We start from the raw sequence: 21,508 nt of genomic DNA on the forward strand, positions 1-21,508 counted from the left end.
GGTGCGGGCGGGTTGCGGCGTCACGGGCGGCGGCCCTGGATTTCTACTGCTGCGCAGCGCCAGCGGAGGTCCGGGCCCTGTTCGAGGCGGAAGGCCATGGCCGAGAGGCGGTCGCCCGTGGCGATGCGGGCGAAGGCCTCGATGACTCCCGGGCCGGGGGTGAAGCGGCCGCACTGGCGGATGACCGGGCGCAGGCGGTCGCGGAGGGGCTCCGTGGGGGCCAGGGTGATCAGCTGCTGGTAGGCGGGGCCGACGGTGTGGCCGAGCAGCGAGTGGACCGGGCGCAGGCCGCTGACCACCGCGAGGAGGTGTTCGGCGAACCAGTGGTGCGGGCCCGGCCGCAGGGTGCGCGGGGGGCCGGCGGGGCGCCGCGGGTCGCGGCGGCCGGCCGGCCGGGTCCGGGCGCGGCCCCCGGGCCGCCGGCGGCTGCCGTCGTTGCCGGTCATCGTGCCGCGCATCGTGGTGTCCATCGCGATCTGCCCCCGAACAGGCCGGGCCCGGAGCCATACCGGGCGGTAACTTGATGGGGATCTTCTACGGCCGCCGAACACGCTCCGCAACCGCACCCGCGGCGCCGCGGGCCATCCGCCCGGTTCCCCTATCAGGGTGGGCGGCTCCCGGTCACGGGCCCCGGCCGGCGCCCGTACGAGGACCCGTGTGGACGGGGGCGGCTCCCGCTCCGGCGCCCCGAAGGGGGACGGCGTCCATCACCCGGCCGGCTCCGTCCGAGTCGTATCCTGGGGGCGTTTCCGACTACCGAAAGCAGCCGGCCATGCGCGTGTACGTCCCCCTGACCCTCCCCGGGCTCGCCGAGGTGCACCAGGCGGGTGAGCTGGGCCCCGCCCCGCTGCGGGCGTACGCCGTCACCCCCGGGCTCCGCGAGTGGTACGTGTCGGACGACATCGAGGAGCTGGAGTACGCGGCCCTGAACCGGGCCGCGCTCGCCTCCCTGCGGCTGGTCGCCGCGGACGCGGGCGCCCCGCGCCGACGCGTCGTGGTCGCCCTCGACGTCGACGACAAGGCCGCCACGGCCGCTCCCGAGCTCGACGAGGCCACGCTCGGCCAGGTGACCCTCGCCGCCGCCGTACGGCTCGACGTGGCCGCCGCCGTGCACGTGGACGCCGACGACGCCGAGGCGGACGTCGCCGCCGCCGCGGCGGCCCTGCCCGCCGCCGACGGCGGTGACGCGGACGCCCGGTTCACCGTCGACGGTGCCGAGGACCACGAGCTGCTGTGGTTCGGCGTCCAGGAGATCCCGGGGCTGCTGAAGTGATGCCGGTGATCCCGATCCCGAACCCGCACCCGAACCACATCGTCTGGGACTGGAACGGCACGCTCCTCCACGACATCGACGCCGTCATAGCCGCGACCAACGCCTCCTTCGCCGAGCTCGGCTTCGCGCCGATCACCCTGGAGACCTACCGCGACCTGTACGTCGTACCGGTGCCCAAGTTCTACGAGCGCCTCATGGGACGGCTGCCCACCGAGGAGGAGTGGCTCGTCATGGACGACACCTTCCACCGCCACTACTGGGCCGCCGCCGAGGGCGCCGGGCTGGCCGAGGGTGCCCGTGAGCTGCTCCGGGACTGGCAGCTGGGCGGGCTGACCCAGTCCCTGCTGTCCCTCGCGCCCCACGACAAGCTCGTGCCCCTGGTCCGGTCCCACGGCATCGACCAGCACTTCCTGCGCGTCGACGGGCGGACCGGACCCTCCCACACCTCCAAGGCGGGACACCTCGTACGCCACCTGGCCGCCCTCGACGGGACGGGTGTGACGGCGGATCGTACGGTCCTCATCGGAGACGCCGTGGACGACGCGCTCGCCGCTGCCCACGTCGGTGCCCGGGCCGTTCTCTACACGGGCGGTTCGCACAGCCGCAGCAGTCTGGAATCAGCCGGGGTGCCGGTCGTCGACAGCCTGGCAGAGGCCGTACTCACAGCTCGCGAGCTGGCCGGATAGCGACTGGACAGTGACTGGACAGCGACTGGACGGGCCGCTGCACGGACGGCCGGTCACGTCGCTGGCCAGAGTGTCAAAGTTCCACCCCAAGATTTGTACAGAAGCAGCGAATGACGTCCTGGGGGTAGGTCGGGATAGCCTTGTACCCGTGATCAGCGCGATAGTCATCGGGGGCACTGGAGCCTCCGGCCTGCGCCCGGCGCACGACCGTGCCCGGGCCTTCGCTGATCCCCGCCCCCGGGACATCCGGCCGATCATGGCTCATTCCCTCCCGGGCGGCTCTCTCGACGACATAGCGTCGATCCCGAACGGACACCCCGCCTCGCGGTGCTATGTCATTCCTTCCTTCACCTACGTCACGCAATGGCGCGCGACAGGAGCCAGAGGACATGCAGACCAAGCTGGACGAAGCAAAGGCCGAGCTGCTCGCACGGGCGGCCCGGGTAGCTGAGCACAGCCCGGCCGGGGGGCTACTTCCGACTGGGTCCGAGCGGGGAGAGCGTCCAGATCAGGACGCGGTGATCTCCTACCTCCAGCGCTACTACCTGCACACGGCGCCCGAGGACCTCGCGGACCGGGACCCGGTCGACGTGTTCGGAGCCGCGCTCTCGCACTACCGGCTCGCCGAGAACCGGCCGCAGGGCACCGCGAACGTGCGCGTGCACACCCCCACGGTGGAGGAGAACGGCTGGACCTCCAGCCACTCCGTCGTCGAGGTCGTCACCGACGACATGCCCTTCCTCGTGGACTCCGTGACGAACGAGTTGTCCCGCCAGGGCCGCGGCATCCACGTCGTGATCCACCCGCAGGTCGTCGTCCGCCGTGACATCACCGGCAAGCTGATCGAGATCCTCGGCCCCGACTGCGACGCCCACGGCCCCGCCACCGCGCGTCCCCACGACTCCCTCGTCGAGTCCTGGATCCACGTCGAGATCGACCGCGAGACCGACAGGGCCGATCTCAAGCAGATCACCGCCGATCTGCAGCGCGTCCTGTCCGACGTCCGGGAGTCCGTCGAGGACTGGGAGAAGATGCGCGACGCCGCGCTGCGCATCGCCGAGGGCCTGCCCGAGGAGCCGACCGCCCCCGACCTGCGCGAGTACGAGCTCGAAGAGGCCCGTGAGCTGCTGCGCTGGCTCGCCGACGACCACTTCACCTTCCTCGGCTACCGCGAGTACAACCTCGTCGACGGCGACGCCCTGTCCGCCGTGCCCGGCACCGGCCTCGGCATCCTGCGCTCCGACCCGCACCACAGCGGCAAGGACGACGGCCACCCGGTCTCGCCGTCCTTCAACCGGCTGCCGGCCGACGCCCGCGCCAAGGCCCGCGAGCACCGCCTGCTGGTGCTGACCAAGGCCAACAGCCGCTCCACCGTGCACCGCCCCTCGTACCTCGACTACGTGGGCGTCAAGAAGTTCGACGCCGAGGGCAACGTCGTCGGCGAGCGCCGCTTCCTCGGCCTGTTCTCCTCCGCCGCGTACACCGAGTCCGTGCGCCGCGTCCCGGTCATCCGCCGCAAGGTCGTCGAGGTCCTCGACGGCGCCGGCTTCGCGCCGAGCAGCCACGACGGCCGCGACCTGCTGCAGATCCTGGAGACCTACCCGCGCGACGAGCTGTTCCAGACCCCGGTCGACCAGCTCCAGGCCATCGTCACCTCCGTCCTGTACCTCCAGGAACGCCGCCGGCTGCGGCTCTACCTGCGCCAGGACGAGTACGGCCGCTACTACTCGGCGCTGGTCTACCTGCCCCGCGACCGATTCACCACCGGTGTCCGGCTGCGCCTGATGGACATCCTCCGGGAGGAACTCGGCGGCATCAGCGTCGACTTCACCGCGTGGAACACCGAGTCGATCCTGTCCCGCATCCACTTCGTCGTCCGCGTCCCGCAGGGCACCGAGCTGCCCGCCCTGACCGACTCCGACGTCGAGCGCATCGAGGGCCGTCTCGTCGAGGCCGCCCGTTCCTGGTCCGACGGCTTCCAGGAAGCGCTGATCGCCGAGTGCGGCGAGGAGCGCGCCGCGGAGCTGCTGCGCCGCTACGGCACCTCCTTCACCGAGGGCTACAAGGCCGACCACTCGCCGCGCGCCGCCGTCGCCGACCTGGTCCACCTGGAGCGGCTCGCCGCCAGCGACCGCAAGTTCGCGCTCTCGCTCTACGAGCCCGTGGGCGCGGGCCCCGGCGAGCGCCGGTTCAAGATCTTCCGCACCGGCGACCAGGTCTCGCTCTCCGCGGTCCTGCCGGTGCTGCAGCGCCTGGGCGTCGAGGTCACCGACGAGCGCCCCTACGAGCTGCGCCGCTCCGACCGGGTCAGCGCGTGGATCTACGACTTCGGTCTGCGGATGCCCGTCGCCGGCAGCGGGGACAGCAACTACCTCGGCGACGACGCCCGCGAGCGCTTCCAGGACGCCTTCGCCGCGGTCTGGCAGGGCGACGCCGAGAACGACAACTTCAACGCCCTGGTGCTGAGCGCCGGGCTCACCTGGCGGCAGGCCGTCGTCCTGCGCGCGTACGCCAAGTACCTGCGCCAGGCCGGCTCCACCTTCAGCCAGGACTACATGGAGGACACCCTCCGCAACAACGTCCACACCACCCGCCTGCTGGTCTCGCTCTTCGAGGCCCGGATGGCGCCCGTGCGCCAGACCGCCGGCAGCGAGCTCGTGGACGCCATGCTGGAGGAGCTCGACGGAGCCCTGGACCAGGTCGCCTCGCTCGACGAGGACCGCATCCTGCGGGCCTTCCTCACCCTCATCAAGGCCACGCTGCGCACGAACTTCTTCCAGCTCAACGGTGTGGGCGAGCAGCACGCGTACGTGTCGATGAAGTTCGACCCGCAGGCCATCCCGGACCTGCCGGCCCCGCGTCCGGCCTTCGAGATCTGGGTGTACTCCCCGCGCGTCGAGGGCGTCCACCTGCGCTTCGGCAAGGTCGCCCGAGGCGGCCTGCGCTGGTCCGACCGCCGCGAGGACTTCCGTACGGAGATCCTCGGCCTGGTCAAGGCGCAGATGGTCAAGAACACCGTGATCGTGCCGGTCGGCGCCAAGGGCGGCTTCGTCGCGAAGAACCTCCCCGACCCGTCGGTGGACCGCGACGCCTGGCTCGCCGAGGGCATCGCCTCGTACAAGATCTTCATCTCGGCGCTGCTCGACATCACCGACAACATGGTCGCCGGCGAGGTCCTGCCCCCCAAGGGCGTGGTCCGCCACGACGAGGACGACACCTACCTCGTCGTCGCCGCCGACAAGGGCACCGCGACCTTCTCCGACATCGCCAACGGAGTGGCCGAGTCCTACGGATTCTGGCTCGGCGACGCCTTCGCGTCGGGCGGCTCCGCCGGCTACGACCACAAGGGCATGGGCATCACCGCCCGCGGCGCGTGGGAGTCCGTCAAGCGGCACTTCCGCGAGCTCGGCCACGACACCCAGACCGAGGACTTCACCGTCGTCGGCGTCGGTGACATGTCCGGTGACGTGTTCGGCAACGGCATGCTGCTCTCCGAGCACATCCGCCTGGTCGCCGCCTTCGACCACCGGCACATCTTCATCGACCCGAACCCGGACGCGGCCACCTCGTACGCCGAGCGCCGGCGCCTGTTCGAGCTGCCGCGCTCCTCGTGGGCCGACTACGACACCTCGCTGATCTCGGCGGGCGGTGGCATCCACCCGCGTTCGGCGAAGGCCGTCCCGATCACCGCGCAGATCCGTGAGGCCCTCGGCATCGAGGCCGGCGTCACCAAGATGACCCCGGCCGACCTGATGAAGGCGATCCTGCAGTCCCCCGTGGACCTGCTGTGGAACGGCGGCATCGGTACGTACGTCAAGGCCACCGCCGAGACGCACGCGGACGTCGGCGACAAGGCCAACGACGCGATCCGCGTCAACGGCTCCGATGTGCGGGCCAAGGTCATCGGCGAGGGCGGCAACCTGGGTCTGACCCAGCTCGGCCGGATCGAGTTCGCCCGCAGCGGCGCCGGCGGCGAGGGCGGCAAGGTCAACACCGACGCCATCGACAACAGCGCGGGCGTGGACACCTCCGACCACGAGGTGAACATCAAGATCCTGCTCAACGCGGTCGTCACGGACGGCGACATGACCGTCAAGCAGCGCAACAAGCTGCTCGCTCAGATGACCGACGAGGTCGGCCACCTGGTGCTGCGCAACAACTACGCGCAGAACGTCGCGCTCGCCAACGGCGCGGCGCAGGCCCCGAGCCTGCTCCACGCCCAGCAGCGCTACATGCGCCGGCTGGAGAACGACGGACGGCTGGACCGGGCGCTGGAGTTCCTGCCCACCGACCGGCAGATCCGCGAGCTGCTCAGCAGCGGCAAGGGCCTGACCCAGCCGGAGCTGGCCGTGCTGTTCGCCTACACCAAGATCACGGTGGCGGACGAGCTGATCGCCACCGAGCTGCCGGACGACCCGTACCTGCGCCGCCTGCTCTTCGCGTACTTCCCGGCCGCGCTGGCCGAGAGGCTCACCGAGCAGATCGACGTGCACGCGCTGCGCCGGGAGATCATCACCACCATCCTGGTCAACGACACCGTCAACACCGGTGGATCGACCTTCCTGCACCGTCTGCGCGAGGAGAGCGGGGCCTCCACGGAGGAGATCGTCCGGGCGCAGCTCGCGGCCCGCGAGATCTTCGGCCTGGCCGACGTGTGGGACGCGGTGGAGGCGCTCGACAACAAGGTCGCCGCCGATGTCCAGACCCGGGTGCGGCTGCACTCGCGGCGCCTGGTCGAGCGCGGTACCCGCTGGCTGCTGAACAACCGGCCGCAGCCGCTCCAGATCACCGAGACCATCGCCCTCTTCGCCGAGCGCGTGGTCCAGGTCTGGGCCGAGCTGCCGAAGCTGGTGCGCGGTGCCGACCTGGACTGGTACCAGTCGATCATGGACGAGCTGACGGGCGAGGGCGTTCCGGAGGAACTGGCCGCCAAGGTGGCCGGCTTCTCGTCCGCCTTCCCGGCGCTCGACATCGTGGCGATCGCGGACCGTACGGGTGTGGACCCGCTGGAGGTCGCCGAGGTGTACTACGACCTCGCCGACCGCCTGAAGATCACCCAGCTGATGGACCGGATCATCGAGCTGCCGCGGTCCGACCGCTGGCAGTCGATGGCCCGCGCGTCCATCCGCGAGGACCTGTTCGCGGCGCACGCGGCCCTGACCGCCGATGTGCTGTCGGTGGGCAACGGGTCGTCGACTCCCGAGGAGCGCTTCAAGGCGTGGGAGGAGAAGAACGCGGCGATCATCGGGCGGGCGCGGACGACTCTGGACGAGATCCAGGGGTCGGACGACTTCGACCTGGCGAATCTGTCGGTGGCGATGCGGACGATGCGGTCGCTGTTGCGCGTGCACAGCTGATCGGGTCGTACGGAACGGAACGGAACGGGCCGGGCCCGGGACCTTGTGGTCCCGGGCCCGGCCCGTTCCCGGTTCCGGTGTGTCCGCGGGTGCGGCGCCGTTGCGGGGGCGCTGCCCCCGGGCCCCCGCGCCTCAAACGCCGGCGGGGCTGAAAAGAGCGCCTCAAACGCCGGCGGGGCTGAAAAGAGCGCCTCAAATGCCGGCGGGGCTGGATTTTCCAGCCCCGCCGGCATTTGAGGCGCGGGTCCGGGCGGGGCTGGTCAGCGGCCCGCCGTGAAGGCCTCGTAGGCGTCGCAGACCTCCGCCGAGGGGCCGTCCATGCGGAGGACGCCCGACTCCAGCCAGATCGCGCGGTCGCAGGTCTCGCGGACCGTGTTGATGCTGTGGCTGACGAGGAAGACGGTGCCCGCGTGCTCGCGGAGTTCCTCGATGCGGGCCTGGCTGCGGCGCTGGAACGCGGCGTCGCCCGTGGCCAGGGCCTCGTCGATCATCAGGACGTCGTGGTCCTTGGCGGCGGCGATGGAGAACCGCAGCCGGGCGCCCATCCCGGAGGAGTACGTCCGCATGGGCAGGGAGATGAAGTCGCCCTTCTCGTTGATGCCGGAGAAGTCGACGATGCCCTGGTAGCGCTCGCGGATCTGCTGCTTGGACATGCCCATCGCGAGGCCGCCGAGGACGACGTTGCGCTCGCCCGTCAGGTCGTTCATCAGGGCGGCGTTCACGCCCAGCAGGGACGGCTGGCCGTGCGAGTAGATCCGGCCGTGGGCCACCGGCTGGAGGCCGGCGATGGCGGCCAGCAGGGTGGACTTGCCCGAGCCGTTGGAGCCGATGAGCCCGATGGCCTCGCCCTTGTGGGCGGTGAAGGTGACGCCCTTGACGGCGTGCACCTCCTTCATGCCGGGGGAGGGGCGGCGGGAGAAGACCCGGCTGAGCGCCGCGGTGGCGCCGCCCTTGCGGGCGCCGGCGCCGTGGACCTTGTAGATGACGTGGACCCCGTCGGCGATGACGGTGGGCACCCGGGTGTCGGTCTTCGTCGCGGTGTCAGCCACGGCCGTACTCCTCTTCTGCCTTCCAGAACCAGATGAAGCCGCCGACGCCGGCGAGCAGGGCCCAGCCGAGGGCGACGAGCCACGCGTGCGGCGGGAGCGAGTGCGCTCCGAAGCTGTCGATCAGCGAGAAGCGCATCAGGTCGATGTAGACGGCCGCGGGGTTGAACTTGAGCGCCATGAGCACCCAGTGCGGCAGGTGGTCCGTCTTGAGCATCTGGTCGATGGACCACATGACGCCCGAGGAGTACATCCAGGTGCGCAGCACGAAGGGCATCAGCTGGCTGACGTCCGGGCTCTTGCTGCCGATACGGGCCATGACCATCGCGCAGCCGGTGGCGAAGACGGCCATCAGCAGCAGCGCCGGCAGGGCCAGGAACCAGGACCAGGCGGGCCGCTGGCCGAAGGCCAGCAGTAGGATGACCAGCGCGCCCATGGTGACGAGCAGCTGCTGGAAGAGCTGGACGACTGTGGAGATGGGCAGGCTCGCGCGGGGGAAGTGCAGGGCGCGGACCAGGCCGCGGTTGCTGTGGACGGCGCGGGTGCCGGCGTTGATGGAGCTGCCGATGAAGTCCCAGACGAAGATGCCGGTGATCAGGAAGGGGACGTAGTCCGGCACGCCGTTGCTGGCCTTCATCACGATGCCGAAGATGAAGTAGTAGACCGCCGCGTTCAGCAGCGGGGTCACCAGGTGCCAGAGCTGGCCGAGCTTGGCCGAGCTGTACGTGGCCTGCATACGGGCGGTCGCGTACGCGGTCACGAAGTGACGGCGGTCCCAGAGCTCCGCGATGTAGCGGGGGAGCGTGGGGCGGGCGCCGCTGAGGGTGAGGCCGTGGGCGGCGGCGAGTTGCGCGAGTTCCGCGGAGGGCGCGGGCGCGGTCTTGGGTGCGGTCGCGGTGGTCACAGGTTCGCTTTCGACGGGGGTCAGTACGTCGCTGCCGAGGTCGGGACGGGTCCGTATCGTCGCTACGGCGAGGTTAAGCCGTGGCGCGTCGGAACGCAACCGTATCGTCGTGACGGGGCGCGGCTATGCTCTGTGCATGACCACGGACCCCGCCGCCGCCCCCGCCCCCGCCCGTAGAGCCCCCGCCGGGGCCGCCGTCCTGCGCGCGGACGTGACGGAGGCGATCCGCGACGCGGTGGTGGAGGAACTGGCCGCGGTCGGCTTCGCGCGGATGTCCATCGAGGGCATCGCCCGGCGGGCGGGGGTCGGCAAGACCGCGGTCTACCGGCGGTGGAAGTCGAAGCTGCACCTGGTGCTGGACCTGGTGGGGGCCTTCGCCGTGGACGGCCTGCCGGTGCCCGCGACGGGCTCGCTGTACGGGGACGTACGCGCCCTGCTGGAGGTCATGTCACACGTACTGCGTCACCCGGTGGCGTCCGCGGTCATCCCCGACCTGCTGGTGGAGGCGGCGCGGAACCCGGAGATCGCCGAAGCGGTGCGCGGCGCACTGCTCGACGGACAGCGCCGCATGGCGGAGGGGATCGTCTCCGGAGCCGTCACGCGCGGCGAGCTGGCGGAGGGCACCGACCCGGGGCGGGCGCTCGACCTGGCGATCGGGCCGCTCTACTGGCGGCAGGTGGTCGTCCGGGACGAGGTCACCGCCGGGTACCTCGACGAACTGGCCCGGTCGGTCGTGGCGGGGCTGCGCGCCGTCTGAGCCCCGCCGCCGGCCGGCCGCTACGGCCAGACGGGGGCCAGCGCCGGTGCCGGTGCAGCCGAGGCCGAGGCCGGGGTCGAGGTCGAGGCCGCGGGGGCCGCGGGCGTCGGGCGGCGGTCCTCCAGGGGCATGACCGCCGGGATCGGGGCCGTCTGCCCCAGGAAGATCCGGCGCACGACCCGCTCCGCCGCGTGGCCGTCGTCGAACTGGCAGAAGCGCGCACGGAAGGCCGCCCGCAGCTGCGCGGAGCGCGAGCCCTGCCAGTGACCGGTGGTGAAGATGTCCACCAGCTCGTCCTGGGTCCGGGCGATCGCCCCCGGCGGGCAGGACCGCAGGTCGAAGTACGTGCCCCGGGCCGCCTCGTACGCCTCCCAGTCGTCCGCGTGGATCACGATCGGCCGGTCCAGCGCCGCGTAGTCGAACATCAGGGACGAGTAGTCCGTCACCAGCGCGTCCGAGGCCAGCGCGAGCTCCTCCACCGAGGGGTGGGAGGAGACGTCGATCAGGCGCGGGTGGGTGTCCGGTGACGGCGGGAGGTCCGCGTACGTGAGGTGGGTGCGGGCGAGGATCGTGAAGCGCGGGCCCAGGTCCCGCAGGACCCGCTCGAAGTCCAGGTGGTCCGGCCGGCTGCGCCGGTAGTCGCGGTGCGTGGGCGCGTACAGCACGGCCGTGGAGCCCGCCGGGATGCCCAGGCGTTCGCGCAGCTCCAGCACCTCGGCCGGGCCCGCCCGGTGGAAGATGTCGTTGCGCGGATAGCCGTACTCCAGCGTCGTGTAGGAGGACGGGACGGCCTTCTCCCAGACCAGGGTGGAGTGCCGGTTCGAGGAGAGCAGGTAGTCCCACTGGTCGGCGCCGCGCAGCAGGCCCGCGAAGTCCGGGGTCGGGGTGGCCGCCGGGCGGTCCAGGAGGTCGAGGCCCACGCGCTTGAGCGGGGTCCCGTGCTGGGTCTGGACGAGGATCTGGCCCGGCCGCTTGACCAGGGCGCGGTCGAAGTTGACGTTCGTGATCAGGTGGCCGGCCCGGGCCAGGGCGGTCCAGTACGCCGCCGAGCCCGGGCGCAGTGCCACCGTCTCGCGGGGCAGGGTCGAGGCGTGCGCCGGGTCGCAGATCCACGCCGTGCGCATCCGCGGCGCCAGCTCCCGCAGCTTGGCCTCGATCGCCGCCGGGTTGCAGGCGTAGCCGCCGTGCCAGTACGCGGAGAAGACCGCGAGCTCCGGGCGCAGCGGCAGCAGCCGCTGGATCCGGTAGTGCAGCCGCAGCGAGGACTCCCGCAGACCCCGCCCGAGCGCCGAGGCCGCGCGGCCCAGCGCCAGTGCCGCCGAGCGCAGCGCCGACAGCAGCCGGTACGTGCGCCGGGTGCCCAGCCGCATCAGGGTGTGCCGGACCCGGTCGGTCCGCGACAGGGCCGGCGGCAGCGCGCCGCTGCCGCTGCCGCCCTGGGGGTGGTAGCGGCGCAGCAGGGCGCAGGCCCGGCCGAAGAACTCGGCCCGGGCGGCGCGCGGGAGGCGGCGCGGGTCGGCGTACAGGGCGCAGAAGTGCTCGGCCATCCGGCGGTGCAGGGCGGGGCGCCAGCGCTCCAGCTCGGGGCGGCCGGCGAGGTGTCCGAAGACGCGGTCGTACTGGTCGAAGATGTCGAGGTGGCGGCGGCTGGTGGTGGTCAGGATCGAGCCGGTGCGCCGCTGCCGGTAATGGACGCAGATCCGGTCCAGGACGGCAATGGACTCCGCGGCCAGCAGTGCCGGGTAGGTCCAGGGGGTGTCCTCGTAGAAGCCGGGCGGGAAGGACAGGCCCTCGCGCTCGACGAACTCGCGGCGGTACGTCTTGTTCCACACCACCATCAGCATGCCGAGGAGGGCCGGGCGGTCGGCGAGGCGGAAGCTGGCCGGGCCCTCCTCGGACAGCCGGTGCGAGAGGCGGTTGCGCACCAGTTCGCCCGACCAGAAGGTGCGCGCGTAGTCGTGGATCAGGACGTCGGGGGAGCCGGTGGCCTTCAGCCGGTCGGTGATGGCCTGCAGGGCGCCCGGAGCGAGGGTGTCGTCACCGTCGAGGAAGACCAGGTAGTCGCCGGTCGCCCGGGCCAGGCCCGCGTTGCGGGCCGGTCCCAGCCCCAGGTTGTGCGCCAGGTGCACCGCCGTCACCCGGGGGTCCCGGGACGCGTACTCGTCGATGATCGAGCCGCAGGCGTCCGGAGAGGCGTCGTCGACCGCGATCAGCTCCAGATCCGGGTACGACTGCGTCAGGACCGAGTCCAGACTCTCCTGGAGGTAGGCCTGGACCTTGTACGCGGGCACGATGACGCTGAACCGGGGCACGGCACATCCAGGGGTCGGCACGGGCATATGGCCCAGGAACCCCCGGTGTGGCGATCGGGTTACGCAGCGTGCGGCATTCGGATTACGCAGCGTCAAGGGGGCACGTCACCGGCGGTGCGGAGAGCCGGCTACTTGATCGCCCCGGCCATCACCCCCGAGACGAAATGCCGCTGGAAGGCGAAGAAGACGACGAGCGGGATCACCATCGACAGGAACGCGCCGGGCGCGAGCACGTCGATGTTGTTCCCGAACTGCCGTACCTGCTGCTGGAGGGCGACCGTGACGGGCGGGCTGGCGGAGTCCGCGAAGACCAGGGCCACCAGCATGTCGTTCCACACCCACAGGAACTGGAAGATGCCGAGCGAGGCGATCGCCGGGCCGCCGAGCGGCAGCACCACCGTTGCGAACAGGCGCAGTTCACCCGCCCCGTCGAGGCGGGCGGCCTCCAGCAGCTCGCGCGGGATCTCCGCGAAGAAGTTGCGCAGCAGGAACACGGCGAAGGGCAGTCCGAAGGCGGTGTGGAAGAGGACCACGCCCGCCGTGGTCTCGAACAGCCCGATGGAGCCGAAGAGTTCGGACACCGGGATCAGGGCCACCTGAACGGGGACCACGAGCAGCCCGACGACGACGAGGAAGAGCCAGTCCCGGCCGGGGAACTCCAGCCAGGCGAAGGCGTATCCGGCGAACGCGCCGAGGGTCAGGACCAGCAGGGTGGCCGGTACGGCGATCGCGAACGTGTTCAGGAGGGAGCCGGTGATCGTGTCATTGGCCAGCAGCCGCTCGTAGTTGTCGGACGTCAGCCGCGCGGGCGCGGTCAGCACCTGCCACCAGCCGCCGTTGTTGAGATCGGTGGGGGACAGGAAGGAGGAGAGCAGCAGCCCGAGCGTGGGCAGCAGCCAGAACAGTGCCGCGACGACCAGGAAGACGCGCAGGGCGCCTGCGGCGAGTTTGCCGGAGAGGAGGGTGGCGTACGAGGACGTGGCGTGCGGGGGCTTCGCGGTCGCGGGCTCCGGAGTCGAGGGCTTAGCCACCTGCGGGCCCGCCGCCGGGCCGTCCGCCACCGGGTCCGGCGTCACGTCGGAACGGCTCATCGGGACCCCTCCTTGCGCAGCCGGCGGATATTCACGAGCATCACCGGGATCACCAGCACCAGCAGCAGTACCGCGATCGCGCTGCCCAGCCCCGGATCGGCGTCCGTGCCGAAGGAGGTCCGGTACAGCTGGAGCGCCAGCACGTTCGCGTCGTCCTGGACGGCGCCCGGTGCGATCACGAAGACCAGGTCGAAGATCTTCATGACGTTGATGACGAGGGTGACGAGCACGACCGCCAGGACGGGCGCCAGCAGCGGGACGGTGATCCGGCGGAACACCTGCCACTCGTTCGCCCCGTCCACGCGCGCGGCCTCCAGCAGTTCACGCGGTACGGCGGCCAGCCCGGCCCCGATCAGCACCATCGAGAAACCGGCCCACATCCATACGTACGCCCCGATGACCGCCGGGGTGACGAGCGACGGGCCCAGCCACTCCACCCCGGAGTACGCCTCCCGGAAGTTGGCCGCGGGCAGCCGCAGCAGGGCCCCGTCGGCCTTCCCGGACAGGGTGAAGGTGCCGTCGGAGCGCGCGGTCGTCGTATCGACCACCCTGCCGTCCTCGACCGCCTCGATCCGCATCCCGGCGAAGCCCTGCTCGGTCGGGTCGACCACGTTGGCCGACCCGCCCCCGCCCCGGGTGAAGTCCTGCCAGACGGTGCCGGTGACCTTCCCCGGCTCGGCCCCGGCGGTGCCCGCGGTACGGGTCCCGTCCGGCAGGGCCTCCGGGGCCACGCCGACCAGCGGGAGCAGCACCGGGGTGCCCGCGCGGACCGGGTCGCGGGTGGTGAAGGCGCCGCCGCCGGCGTCCGTGAGCGGCGAGTCCCGGCCCGGGCGGGCCTTGGGGAAGGCCGAGGACTCCGCGAAGGTGTCGTGGACCCCGACCCAGACCGCGTTCGCGACCCCGCGGTCGGGATCGTGGTCGTAGACGAGCCGGAAGATGATGCCCGCGGCCAGCATCGAGATCGCCATCGGCATGAACACCAGCAGCTTGAACGCCGTCCCCCAGCGCACCCGTTCGGTGAGCACCGCGAAGATCAGGCCGAGGGCGGTGGCCGTGGCCGGGGCGAGCACCACCCAGAGCGCCGTGTTCTTCAGGGCGGTGCGGATCGTGTCGTCGCTCAGGATCTCCCGGTAGTTGTCGCCGCCGACGAAGGTGGCGCCGGAGCGGTCGAAAAAGCTGCGGTAGAGGGAGTAGCCGATCGGGTGCACGACGAGCGCGCCGAGCAGCACGAGGGCCGGGAGGAGGAAGGCGGCCGCGATCAGTCGGCGGCGGCGCGCCTCGGCCGTGACGCCGCTCGCGGGGACGCGCTCGGCGGGCACGCGCCTCTCGGGGACACCCGTCCCCGAGGCGCCCTTTGCGGCAGGGGCCGACACGGGGTCAGTTCCCGTAGGCCTTGGCCGCGTCCGCCTCCAGTTTCGCCTGGGTGCCCGCCACGTCCGACGGGTTCGCCAGGAAGTCCTGGAGCGCCTTCCACTCACCCGCGCCCGGGGTCCCGCCGAAGGCCGCCGGGGCCTGGTCCGACATGTCGAAGCGGAAGTCGTCGCCCGCGGCGATCAGCGCCTTGGCGATGTCCCGCTGGATGGTGTTCGGATAGGCCTTCAGGTCCACCGCCTTGTTCGGGGAGACGAAACCGCCCTCCCGCGCCTGGATCTCCGCCGCGTCCGCCGAGGCCAGGAAGGTGAGCAGGGCCTGCGCCCCCTTCGACGGCTTCAGCGCGACCGCCACGTCGCCGCCCGAGACCACCGGCGCCTTCCCGCCGACCGCCGGGAAGGGGAACACGAGGGCGTCCTCTCCCACCTTCGCCTCGGTCTGCGCGATGTTCACCGCCACGAAGTCGCCCTCGAAGACCATCGCCGCCGCGGGCCGGTCGCCGCCGGTGAAGGTCTGCGTCACCGACTTCGGGAACTCGGTGGACAGCGCCCCGCTCGGCCCGCCCGCCAGGAAGTCCTTGCGGCCGAACAGCTCGCCGAGCGTGGTCAACGCCTGCTTGACACTGTCGTCCGTCCACTTGATCTGATGCTTGGCCAGCTGGTCGTACTTCTCCGGGCCCGCCTGGGAGAGGTAGATGTTCTCGAACCAGTCGGTGAGGGTCCAGCCGTCCGCACCCGCCACCGAGACGGGCGGAGTACCGGAGGCGGACAGCGTGTCGGCCGCGGTGATCAGTTCCTTCCAGGTCTTGGGCGGCTTGACGCCCGCCGCCTCGAAGGCCTTCGCGTTGTACCAGATCAGCGACTTGTTGGCGGCCTTGTAGTAGACGCCGTACTGGGTGCCCTCGACCGCGCCGAGCTTCTTCCAGCCCGCCGAGTAGTTCGCGTCGAGCTGCGCGGCGGCCTCCGGGCCCACCGGCTGCGCCCACTTGTTCTGCACCGCCGAGACCAGCGCACCGACCTGCGGGAGCAGTGCCACGTCCGGCGGCGCCCCGCCCGCGATCTTCGTACCGAGGAAGGTGACGATCGGGTCCTGGGCCGGCACGAAGGTGACGGAGGCTCCCGTCCGCTTCTCGAACTCCTTCAGGACCTTGGTGAAGTTCTCCTGCTCCGGGCCCGTCCAGACCGCGGCGACCTCCAGCTTCTCGCCGGGCAGTTTCGGTAATTCCACCCGGGGCGCGGCGGCCGAGCTGCCCTCGGGCCCCTGCGGTTCCTTCTTCCCGCCGTCCCCGCACGCGGTGAGCGCGAGCGCGCCCGCCGCCGCGAGCGCCGTCCAGGTGAGTGTCGTACGGCTCGTTCCCTGCCTGCGCATGGCTCTGCCCCCGATGCCCGTGGTGTGTCCCGGACCACAAGGTCTACGCCGAGCCGTGCGACCCCGCAATACCGCGTCGCGGGCGGGCGCGCGGGCGTCAGGGCGCGGGAGGGAACTGCACGGGTATCGCCGAGACCAGGTGCGCGGCCCGGTCCAGGGCGCTGGCCAGCAGTGCCAGGTCGGTCGGCCCGTTGCCCAGCTCACGTACCGGGCGGCGGGCCGGTGGATCGCCCATCCGCTCCCACTCCACCGTGACCACAGTCGGCCTCAGGGTCGCCGTCCGAGGGATCCGGCCGGTGACCCGGCCCGCCTGGAACGGGACCGTCCGGCCGTCCCCGAACCGGAGCAGGCCGCGGCCCGGGCCCGGCTGGTCGGGTGCGTCGAGCTCCACGCGCAGGGTCGTCAGCCGGGCCAGCCCGGTGTCCGCCGTCCGGTCCGGGTGGGCGCTGGTGGCCACCAGGTGCACGCCGAGCCGGGCGCCCTCGCGGGCCACCGCCTCCAGCGCCCGGACCACCGAGCCGGCGGCGGGGCGGCCCGTACTGCCCAGCCCCGGCGCGACCAGCGCGTCGAGGTCGTCCACGAGCACCACCAGGCGGGGCAGCGGGCCCGGCCCGGCCGGTTCGGTACGGGGCGCAGCGGCGCGCAGCCGGAGCGTGCCGGTGCGCTGGGGGTCGAGGTCGCCGCGCTGCTCGCCCGGGGCGGGGCGGCGGGGCGAGACCATCCGGTCGGCCACCTCGCGCTGCGCGTGCCACTCGGCGAAGGACAGCTCCGCCAGCAGCTCGGAGCGGCGCTTGAGCTCCGCGCCCAGTGCCTGCGCGAACTCCCGCATGCGCAGCGGATCGGAGGCGACCAGGTGGGCGGAGACGTGCGGCAGTTCGGTGCAGGGCAGCAGCCCGTCGCCGCGCTCCCCGCCGGCCCCGTCGAGGAGCAGCAGCCCGAGCCGGTCGGGCCGGGCGGCCGCGGACAGCGAGGCGGCCACCGACCGCAGCAGCTCGGTCCGCCCGCTCCCGGCGGGCCCCTCGATGAGCAGGTGCGGGCCGTCGTGGACGAGCTCGGTGCCGACGGGCCCGCGCCGTCCGCTGCCCAGCACGATCTCGGCGAGGCCGCCCACGCCCTGCCCCTGGTCGGTGGCGGCGGCCCAGCGGGCCATCAGGGAGGCGGGGGTGGCCCGGGCCAGCCCCAGCTCGTCCAGCAGCCGTGCGGTGGCGGGCAGCGTGGCGGCGGCCGGCCGGTACGCCGCGACGGAGCCGACCTCGGCGGTGCGCAACGGGGCCAGGGCGCGGGCGAAGCGCTCGGCCCAGGCGGCGGAGACGGCGTCGGCGGTGGCGGTGCCCCCGGCGGGGACCGGCCGGCCGCCGCTGATCTCGAAGGTCCGTACGGCCGTGGCCACATCGCCGCTGAGCAGCGCGACCGCGCCGCAGTGCCGGAAGGCGGGGGCGCCCGCGCAGGCGGCCTCGTACGTCTCGGTGACCGGGGAGGCGGGGGTGGCGGGCGGGGCCTCGGCGAGGACGAGCACGTGGATCCCGGCGGCCGGGCCGTGCGAGGCGAGGCGCCCGGTGATGTCGCGCAGCGGGCCCGCCCCGGGATCGCCGTCGATCACGACGAGCGTGTACGGGCCGTCGTAAACGGCGGCGGCCCGCCGGACCTGCCCGGCGTCGGCGGCGGCCCAGTGCACGCCGAGCGGACCTTCGTCGAGGCGCCGGGTCAGCTCACCCGTACGGGCGACGGCCTGGTCGCGGTCGTACGCGAGGAGGAGCCGGCAGTCCTGGCCGTGCGCGGGCCGTACGTGGGGCAGCCAGCCGAGCCAGCCCCAGTCGCGCCGCCGGTCGGCGAGGCCGCGCGCCCGGTCGGTGGAGACGAGCACGATCTCCAGCTGCCCCGGGGCGTGCAGCCCCGCCATCTGCGCGACCACCCAGCGGGCGACCCCGGCCAGCCGGGCCCGCGGCCCGGCGAGCCCGAGGGCGCCGACGGCGGGCAGGGACACCCGGCTCCCGGCGCCGAGCCCCACGTCCAGCACGGCGAGCTGCCCGGTGGTACGGGACCACAGGCGCTCGGTGGGGCCCATCGCGGCCAGCAGCAGCGCGGCGGGGTCGTCGGGGTCGGGAGCGGCGGCCGGCGGTTCCTGCGGGGCCCCTGCGGGCTCCTCGCCCCGCACCCACTTGCGGGCCCAGGCCCCGATGCCCTTGCGCCGCCCGGCCCCGGCGGCAGGGGCGGAGGTGTCGGGGGCCTCGGGGGCCCCGGCGGGTCCGGAGGCGTCGGGCGCCGGCACGGGGGCGGCGGGGTCGGCCCCGGGGAGCGGGCCGGCCGACGGGCCGACCGACGGGCCCGGGACGGCGGGCGGCGGGGCGGAGACCGAGAGGTGGCCCTGGAGGTCCGGGGTCACCGGCAGCGCGGGTGCGCCCGAGGGTGCCAGCCGCAGGGTGGACTCGCCGACCCGCAGCAGCGCACCCGGGGGCAGGGCGACGGGCTGCGGTCCCACCGGGGCGCAGTCCAGGGTGGTGCCGTTCGTCGAGTCCAGGTCGGCGACCACGACGCGCCCGTCGCGGATCACGGTCACCGCGCAGTGCAGCCGGGAGACGTCGGGGTCGTCCAGCGGGACGTCGGCGTCGGCGGAGCGGCCCACCCGGATCTGCCCGCTGTGCAGGAGGTGGACTCCGCCCGCGTCGGGTCCGGCGACCACGTGCAGCTGGGGAGTGCCGAGGCCGTCCTCGGGCAGGACGTCCGGCACCGGTCCGTGCAGGGCCACGACCGCACCGTCCACGAGCGGCGGCTCGCCGAGCACCCGCCGCTGGAGGTCGAGGCGCTCGGAACCGGCGTACAGCACGACCGTGCCCCCGGTATCGGGTCCGCCGACGGTCGCCGCGAGCCCGGAGGCGACCGCGGCCAGCGCGGTGCCGACAGGCGCGGTGACGAGCACGTCACAGCTCGCGGGGGCGGTCGCGGTCTGGTGGCCGCTGCGCGACCCAAGGACGGTCAGCCGGATCTGCATCGCCGTCAGCGGTCCCTTCTGCGCGGTGCGCGGTGTGTGCGCCCGGCAGGGGAATCCCGTGACACGACCGTCCGGTCGACCCCCACCCGGCACGGACGCGTCGTCCGGTCAGGTCTGCCCGGAAGGCGGGGCTCCCGTCCCGTGCCGTTCCGTACGGGTGCATCCTCGCACCTGTCACGGACAACACGCCCGGCACCCGGCAACAAATGATCTTGATGTGATCCGACCCGGGGCGGACCCCGGCCGGATCCGGACGGCGAGGTGGCGAAAGACGGGGAAAAACGCCTCCGGCATACCCCGCAAACATCACCCTCCGTACATATGTGCGGCAACCAACCTCTGCGGACCGGCGTCTTCCCGGGGGACACCCCCTAGAGTGGGCCGGAAAACCAATCAGCAGATCGACCACAGCAGGACGACAGCAGGGGAGCGCGAGACGTGCGGCCAGTCGGCAGCAAATACCTGCTCGAGGAGCCGCTCGGGCGCGGCGCCACGGGCACTGTCTGGCGTGCCCGCCAGAGGGAGGCCGCCGGCGCGGAGGCGGCCGTGGCGGGCCAGCCCGGCGAGACCGTGGCCATCAAGGTCCTCAAGGAGGAGCTGGCCCAGGATCCCGACATCGTCATGCGCTTCCTGCGGGAGCGCTCGGTCCTGCTGCGCCTGACCCACCCCAACATCGTGCGCACCCGCGACCTCGTCGTCGAGGGTGATCTGCTGGCCCTGGTCATGGACCTGATCGACGGCCCGGACCTGCACCGCTACCTCCGCGAGAACGGCCCCTTCACGCCCGTCGCCGCGAGCCTGCTGACCGCCCAGATCGCGGACGCCCTCGCCGCCAGCCACGCCGACGGAGTGGTCCACCGCGACCTGAAGCCGGCCAACGTGCTGCTCGACGAGCGCGGCGGGCAGATGAAGCCGATGCTCACCGACTTCGGCATCGCCCGCCTCGCGGACTCCCCGGGCCTGACCCGCACCCACGAGTTCGTCGGTACCCCCGCCTACGTCGCCCCCGAGTCCGCGGAGGGTCGTCCGCAGACCTCCGCCGTCGACATCTACGGCGCCGGCATCCTCCTCTACGAGCTGCTCACCGGACGCCCGCCGTTCGCCGGCGGCACCGCGCTCGAAGTGCTCCACCGCCACCTCAGCGAGGACCCGCAGCGGCCCTCGATCGTGCCGGAGCCGCTGTGGACGGTCATCGAGCGCTGCCTGCGCAAGGAGCCGAACGAGCGCCCCAGCGCCCAGAGCCTGGCCCGCGCACTGCGCGTGGTGGCCGCCGGCATCGGCGTGCACTCCTCGGCCGCCGAGGTGGAGGCCGCGCTCGGCGTGGGCGCGCTGCTCGCGCCCGACCCCTCGCCGGCCCCGGTCCCCGAGACCCCCGGCGCCGCCGACCCCACCCAGATGCTTCCCGGGACGGGCGCGCAGGCCGGCGCGTACGACCCGAACGCGATGACCAGCGTCATGCCGCCGGTCGGTGCGGCCGACGCCACCTCGGTGCTGCCGAGCACAGGCGGCCCCGGCGCCGACCCGACCTCGGTGATGCCCCCGGTGCAGCGGCCCGACCAGCCGCATCCGTGGCAGTCGCAGATGCAGGCCGCCCGTGATCGCAACGAGCAGACGCAGATCCAGTACCTCGACCCGAACGAGGACCCGCTGCGCCGCCGCCCGCAGCGACAGGCGCCTCCGCCGCCGCAGCACCGGCCCCAGCAGCAGCCGTACCGGCAGGGCCCGCCGCCCCAGCAGCAGCAGTACCAGCAGCAGCCGCCGCCGCCGCAGCAGTACCGCCAGCCGCAGCAGCGGCCCCAGCAGCAGTACGCGCCTCCGCCGCCGCAGCACTACCAGCCGCAGCAGCACCAGCCCCAGCCGTACCAGCAGCAGCCTCAGCCGCAGCAGCCCCAGTACCGCCAGCCCCAGCCGCAGCAGCAGCCCCCGCAGGCTCCGCCGCCGCAGCGGCCGGCCCCCCGGGAGCCGCGCGAGCCGCGCCGCCGCAGCGCCAACCCGGTGCGGATCCCCGGCCTCGGCTGCCTCAAGGGCTGTCTGGTGCTGATCCTGGTGTTCTTCGTCGCGGGCTGGCTGGTCTGGGAGCTGACCCCGCTCCAGGAGTGGGTCGGCACCGGCCGGGGTTGGTGGGACCAGGTGTGGACCTGGGGTTCCGGCGTGGTCGACTGGGTCAGCACGATCGGGGATTCCGCGGGCTCCTCGGGCTCGACGAACCCCTGACGGGAGCTCCGGCAGTGCCGACCTCGTAGATTTGTCGACTTCTAGGACGTGATTTCGCCCGCAGAAGTGAAGGTCGCCACGAATCCGGCCCCCTGCTGGCCTCCAACGCCCACTCGGCCGCGTAGCTTTGGTGCGTACGC

13 protein-coding genes are annotated in these 21,508 nt (G+C 72.8%); 5 read left to right on the plus strand and 8 right to left on the minus strand.

Going from position 1 to position 21,508, the window contains the following annotated elements:
* Positions 1-20: 20 nt before the first annotated feature.
* A complete protein-coding gene (locus tag OG373_RS24195; RefSeq protein ID WP_405444180.1) occupies positions 21-446 on the minus strand; it encodes an Rv3235 family protein in 426 nt (141 codons plus the stop codon).
* 326 nt (positions 447-772) lie between these two features.
* Here OG373_RS24195 and OG373_RS24200 point away from each other — a divergent pair, with 326 nt between their 5' ends.
* From OG373_RS24200 to OG373_RS24210, 3 genes are all read left to right on the plus strand, one after another.
* A complete protein-coding gene (locus OG373_RS24200) occupies positions 773-1,273 on the plus strand; it encodes a DUF6912 family protein (RefSeq protein WP_405440267.1) in 501 nt (166 codons plus the stop codon).
* A gap of 14 nt (positions 1,274-1,287) precedes the next feature.
* A complete protein-coding gene (locus tag OG373_RS24205) occupies positions 1,288-1,959 on the plus strand; it encodes an HAD family hydrolase (RefSeq protein ID WP_405444182.1) in 672 nt (223 codons plus the stop codon).
* Between the two features lie 389 nt (positions 1,960-2,348).
* On the plus strand, positions 2,349-7,316 hold the full coding sequence (locus OG373_RS24210; protein ID WP_405440270.1) for an NAD-glutamate dehydrogenase: 4,968 nt from the start codon (positions 2,349-2,351) through the stop codon (positions 7,314-7,316).
* Positions 7,317-7,576: 260 nt separating this feature from the next.
* Here OG373_RS24210 and OG373_RS24215 read toward each other — a convergent pair whose 3' ends face one another.
* Both OG373_RS24215 and OG373_RS24220 read right to left on the minus strand, forming a co-directional pair.
* The gene (locus tag OG373_RS24215; RefSeq protein ID WP_405440271.1) at positions 7,577-8,365 is read right to left on the minus strand and encodes an ABC transporter ATP-binding protein; all 789 of its coding nucleotides are present in this window, start codon (positions 8,363-8,365) and stop codon (positions 7,577-7,579) included.
* Entirely contained in the window at positions 8,358-9,266 is a 909-nt protein-coding gene (locus OG373_RS24220; RefSeq protein ID WP_405440273.1) for an ABC transporter permease, read from the minus strand. Before OG373_RS24220 ends, OG373_RS24215 begins: the two co-directional genes overlap by 8 nt.
* A gap of 136 nt (positions 9,267-9,402) precedes the next feature.
* Here OG373_RS24220 and OG373_RS24225 point away from each other — a divergent pair, with 136 nt between their 5' ends.
* On the plus strand, positions 9,403-10,023 hold the full coding sequence (locus tag OG373_RS24225) for a TetR/AcrR family transcriptional regulator (protein ID WP_405440275.1): 621 nt from the start codon (positions 9,403-9,405) through the stop codon (positions 10,021-10,023).
* A gap of 20 nt (positions 10,024-10,043) precedes the next feature.
* On the opposite strand, the gene OG373_RS24230 is transcribed toward OG373_RS24225, so the two are convergent.
* The 5 genes from OG373_RS24230 to OG373_RS24250 all read right to left on the minus strand — a co-directional run bounded on the left by OG373_RS24230 (position 10,044) and on the right by OG373_RS24250 (position 19,154).
* The gene (locus OG373_RS24230; RefSeq protein ID WP_405440277.1) at positions 10,044-12,335 is read right to left on the minus strand and encodes a CDP-glycerol glycerophosphotransferase family protein; all 2,292 of its coding nucleotides are present in this window, start codon (positions 12,333-12,335) and stop codon (positions 10,044-10,046) included.
* A gap of 128 nt (positions 12,336-12,463) precedes the next feature.
* Complete coding sequence (locus tag OG373_RS24235; protein ID WP_405440278.1) at positions 12,464-13,426, minus strand: carbohydrate ABC transporter permease; 963 nt, start codon at positions 13,424-13,426, stop codon at positions 12,464-12,466.
* On the minus strand, positions 13,423-14,745 hold the full coding sequence (locus OG373_RS24240) for a carbohydrate ABC transporter permease (protein WP_405440280.1): 1,323 nt from the start codon (positions 14,743-14,745) through the stop codon (positions 13,423-13,425). Before OG373_RS24240 ends, OG373_RS24235 begins: the two co-directional genes overlap by 4 nt.
* 58 nt (positions 14,746-14,803) lie before the next feature.
* Positions 14,804-16,165, minus strand: coding sequence for an ABC transporter substrate-binding protein (locus tag OG373_RS24245; protein ID WP_405440282.1), 1,362 nt, complete (start codon positions 16,163-16,165; stop codon positions 14,804-14,806).
* Between the two features lie 97 nt (positions 16,166-16,262).
* The gene (locus OG373_RS24250) at positions 16,263-19,154 is read right to left on the minus strand and encodes an FHA domain-containing protein (protein ID WP_405440284.1); all 2,892 of its coding nucleotides are present in this window, start codon (positions 19,152-19,154) and stop codon (positions 16,263-16,265) included.
* A 438-nt stretch (positions 19,155-19,592) separates the two neighbouring features.
* Between OG373_RS24250 and OG373_RS24255 the strand changes: the two genes are divergently transcribed.
* Complete coding sequence (locus tag OG373_RS24255; protein WP_405440286.1) at positions 19,593-21,368, plus strand: protein kinase domain-containing protein; 1,776 nt, start codon at positions 19,593-19,595, stop codon at positions 21,366-21,368.
* Positions 21,369-21,508: the final 140 nt, after the last annotated feature.

This window comes from Streptomyces avidinii (genome assembly GCF_045161815.1).
Lineage (GTDB): Bacteria > Actinomycetota > Actinomycetes > Streptomycetales > Streptomycetaceae > Streptomyces > Streptomyces avidinii.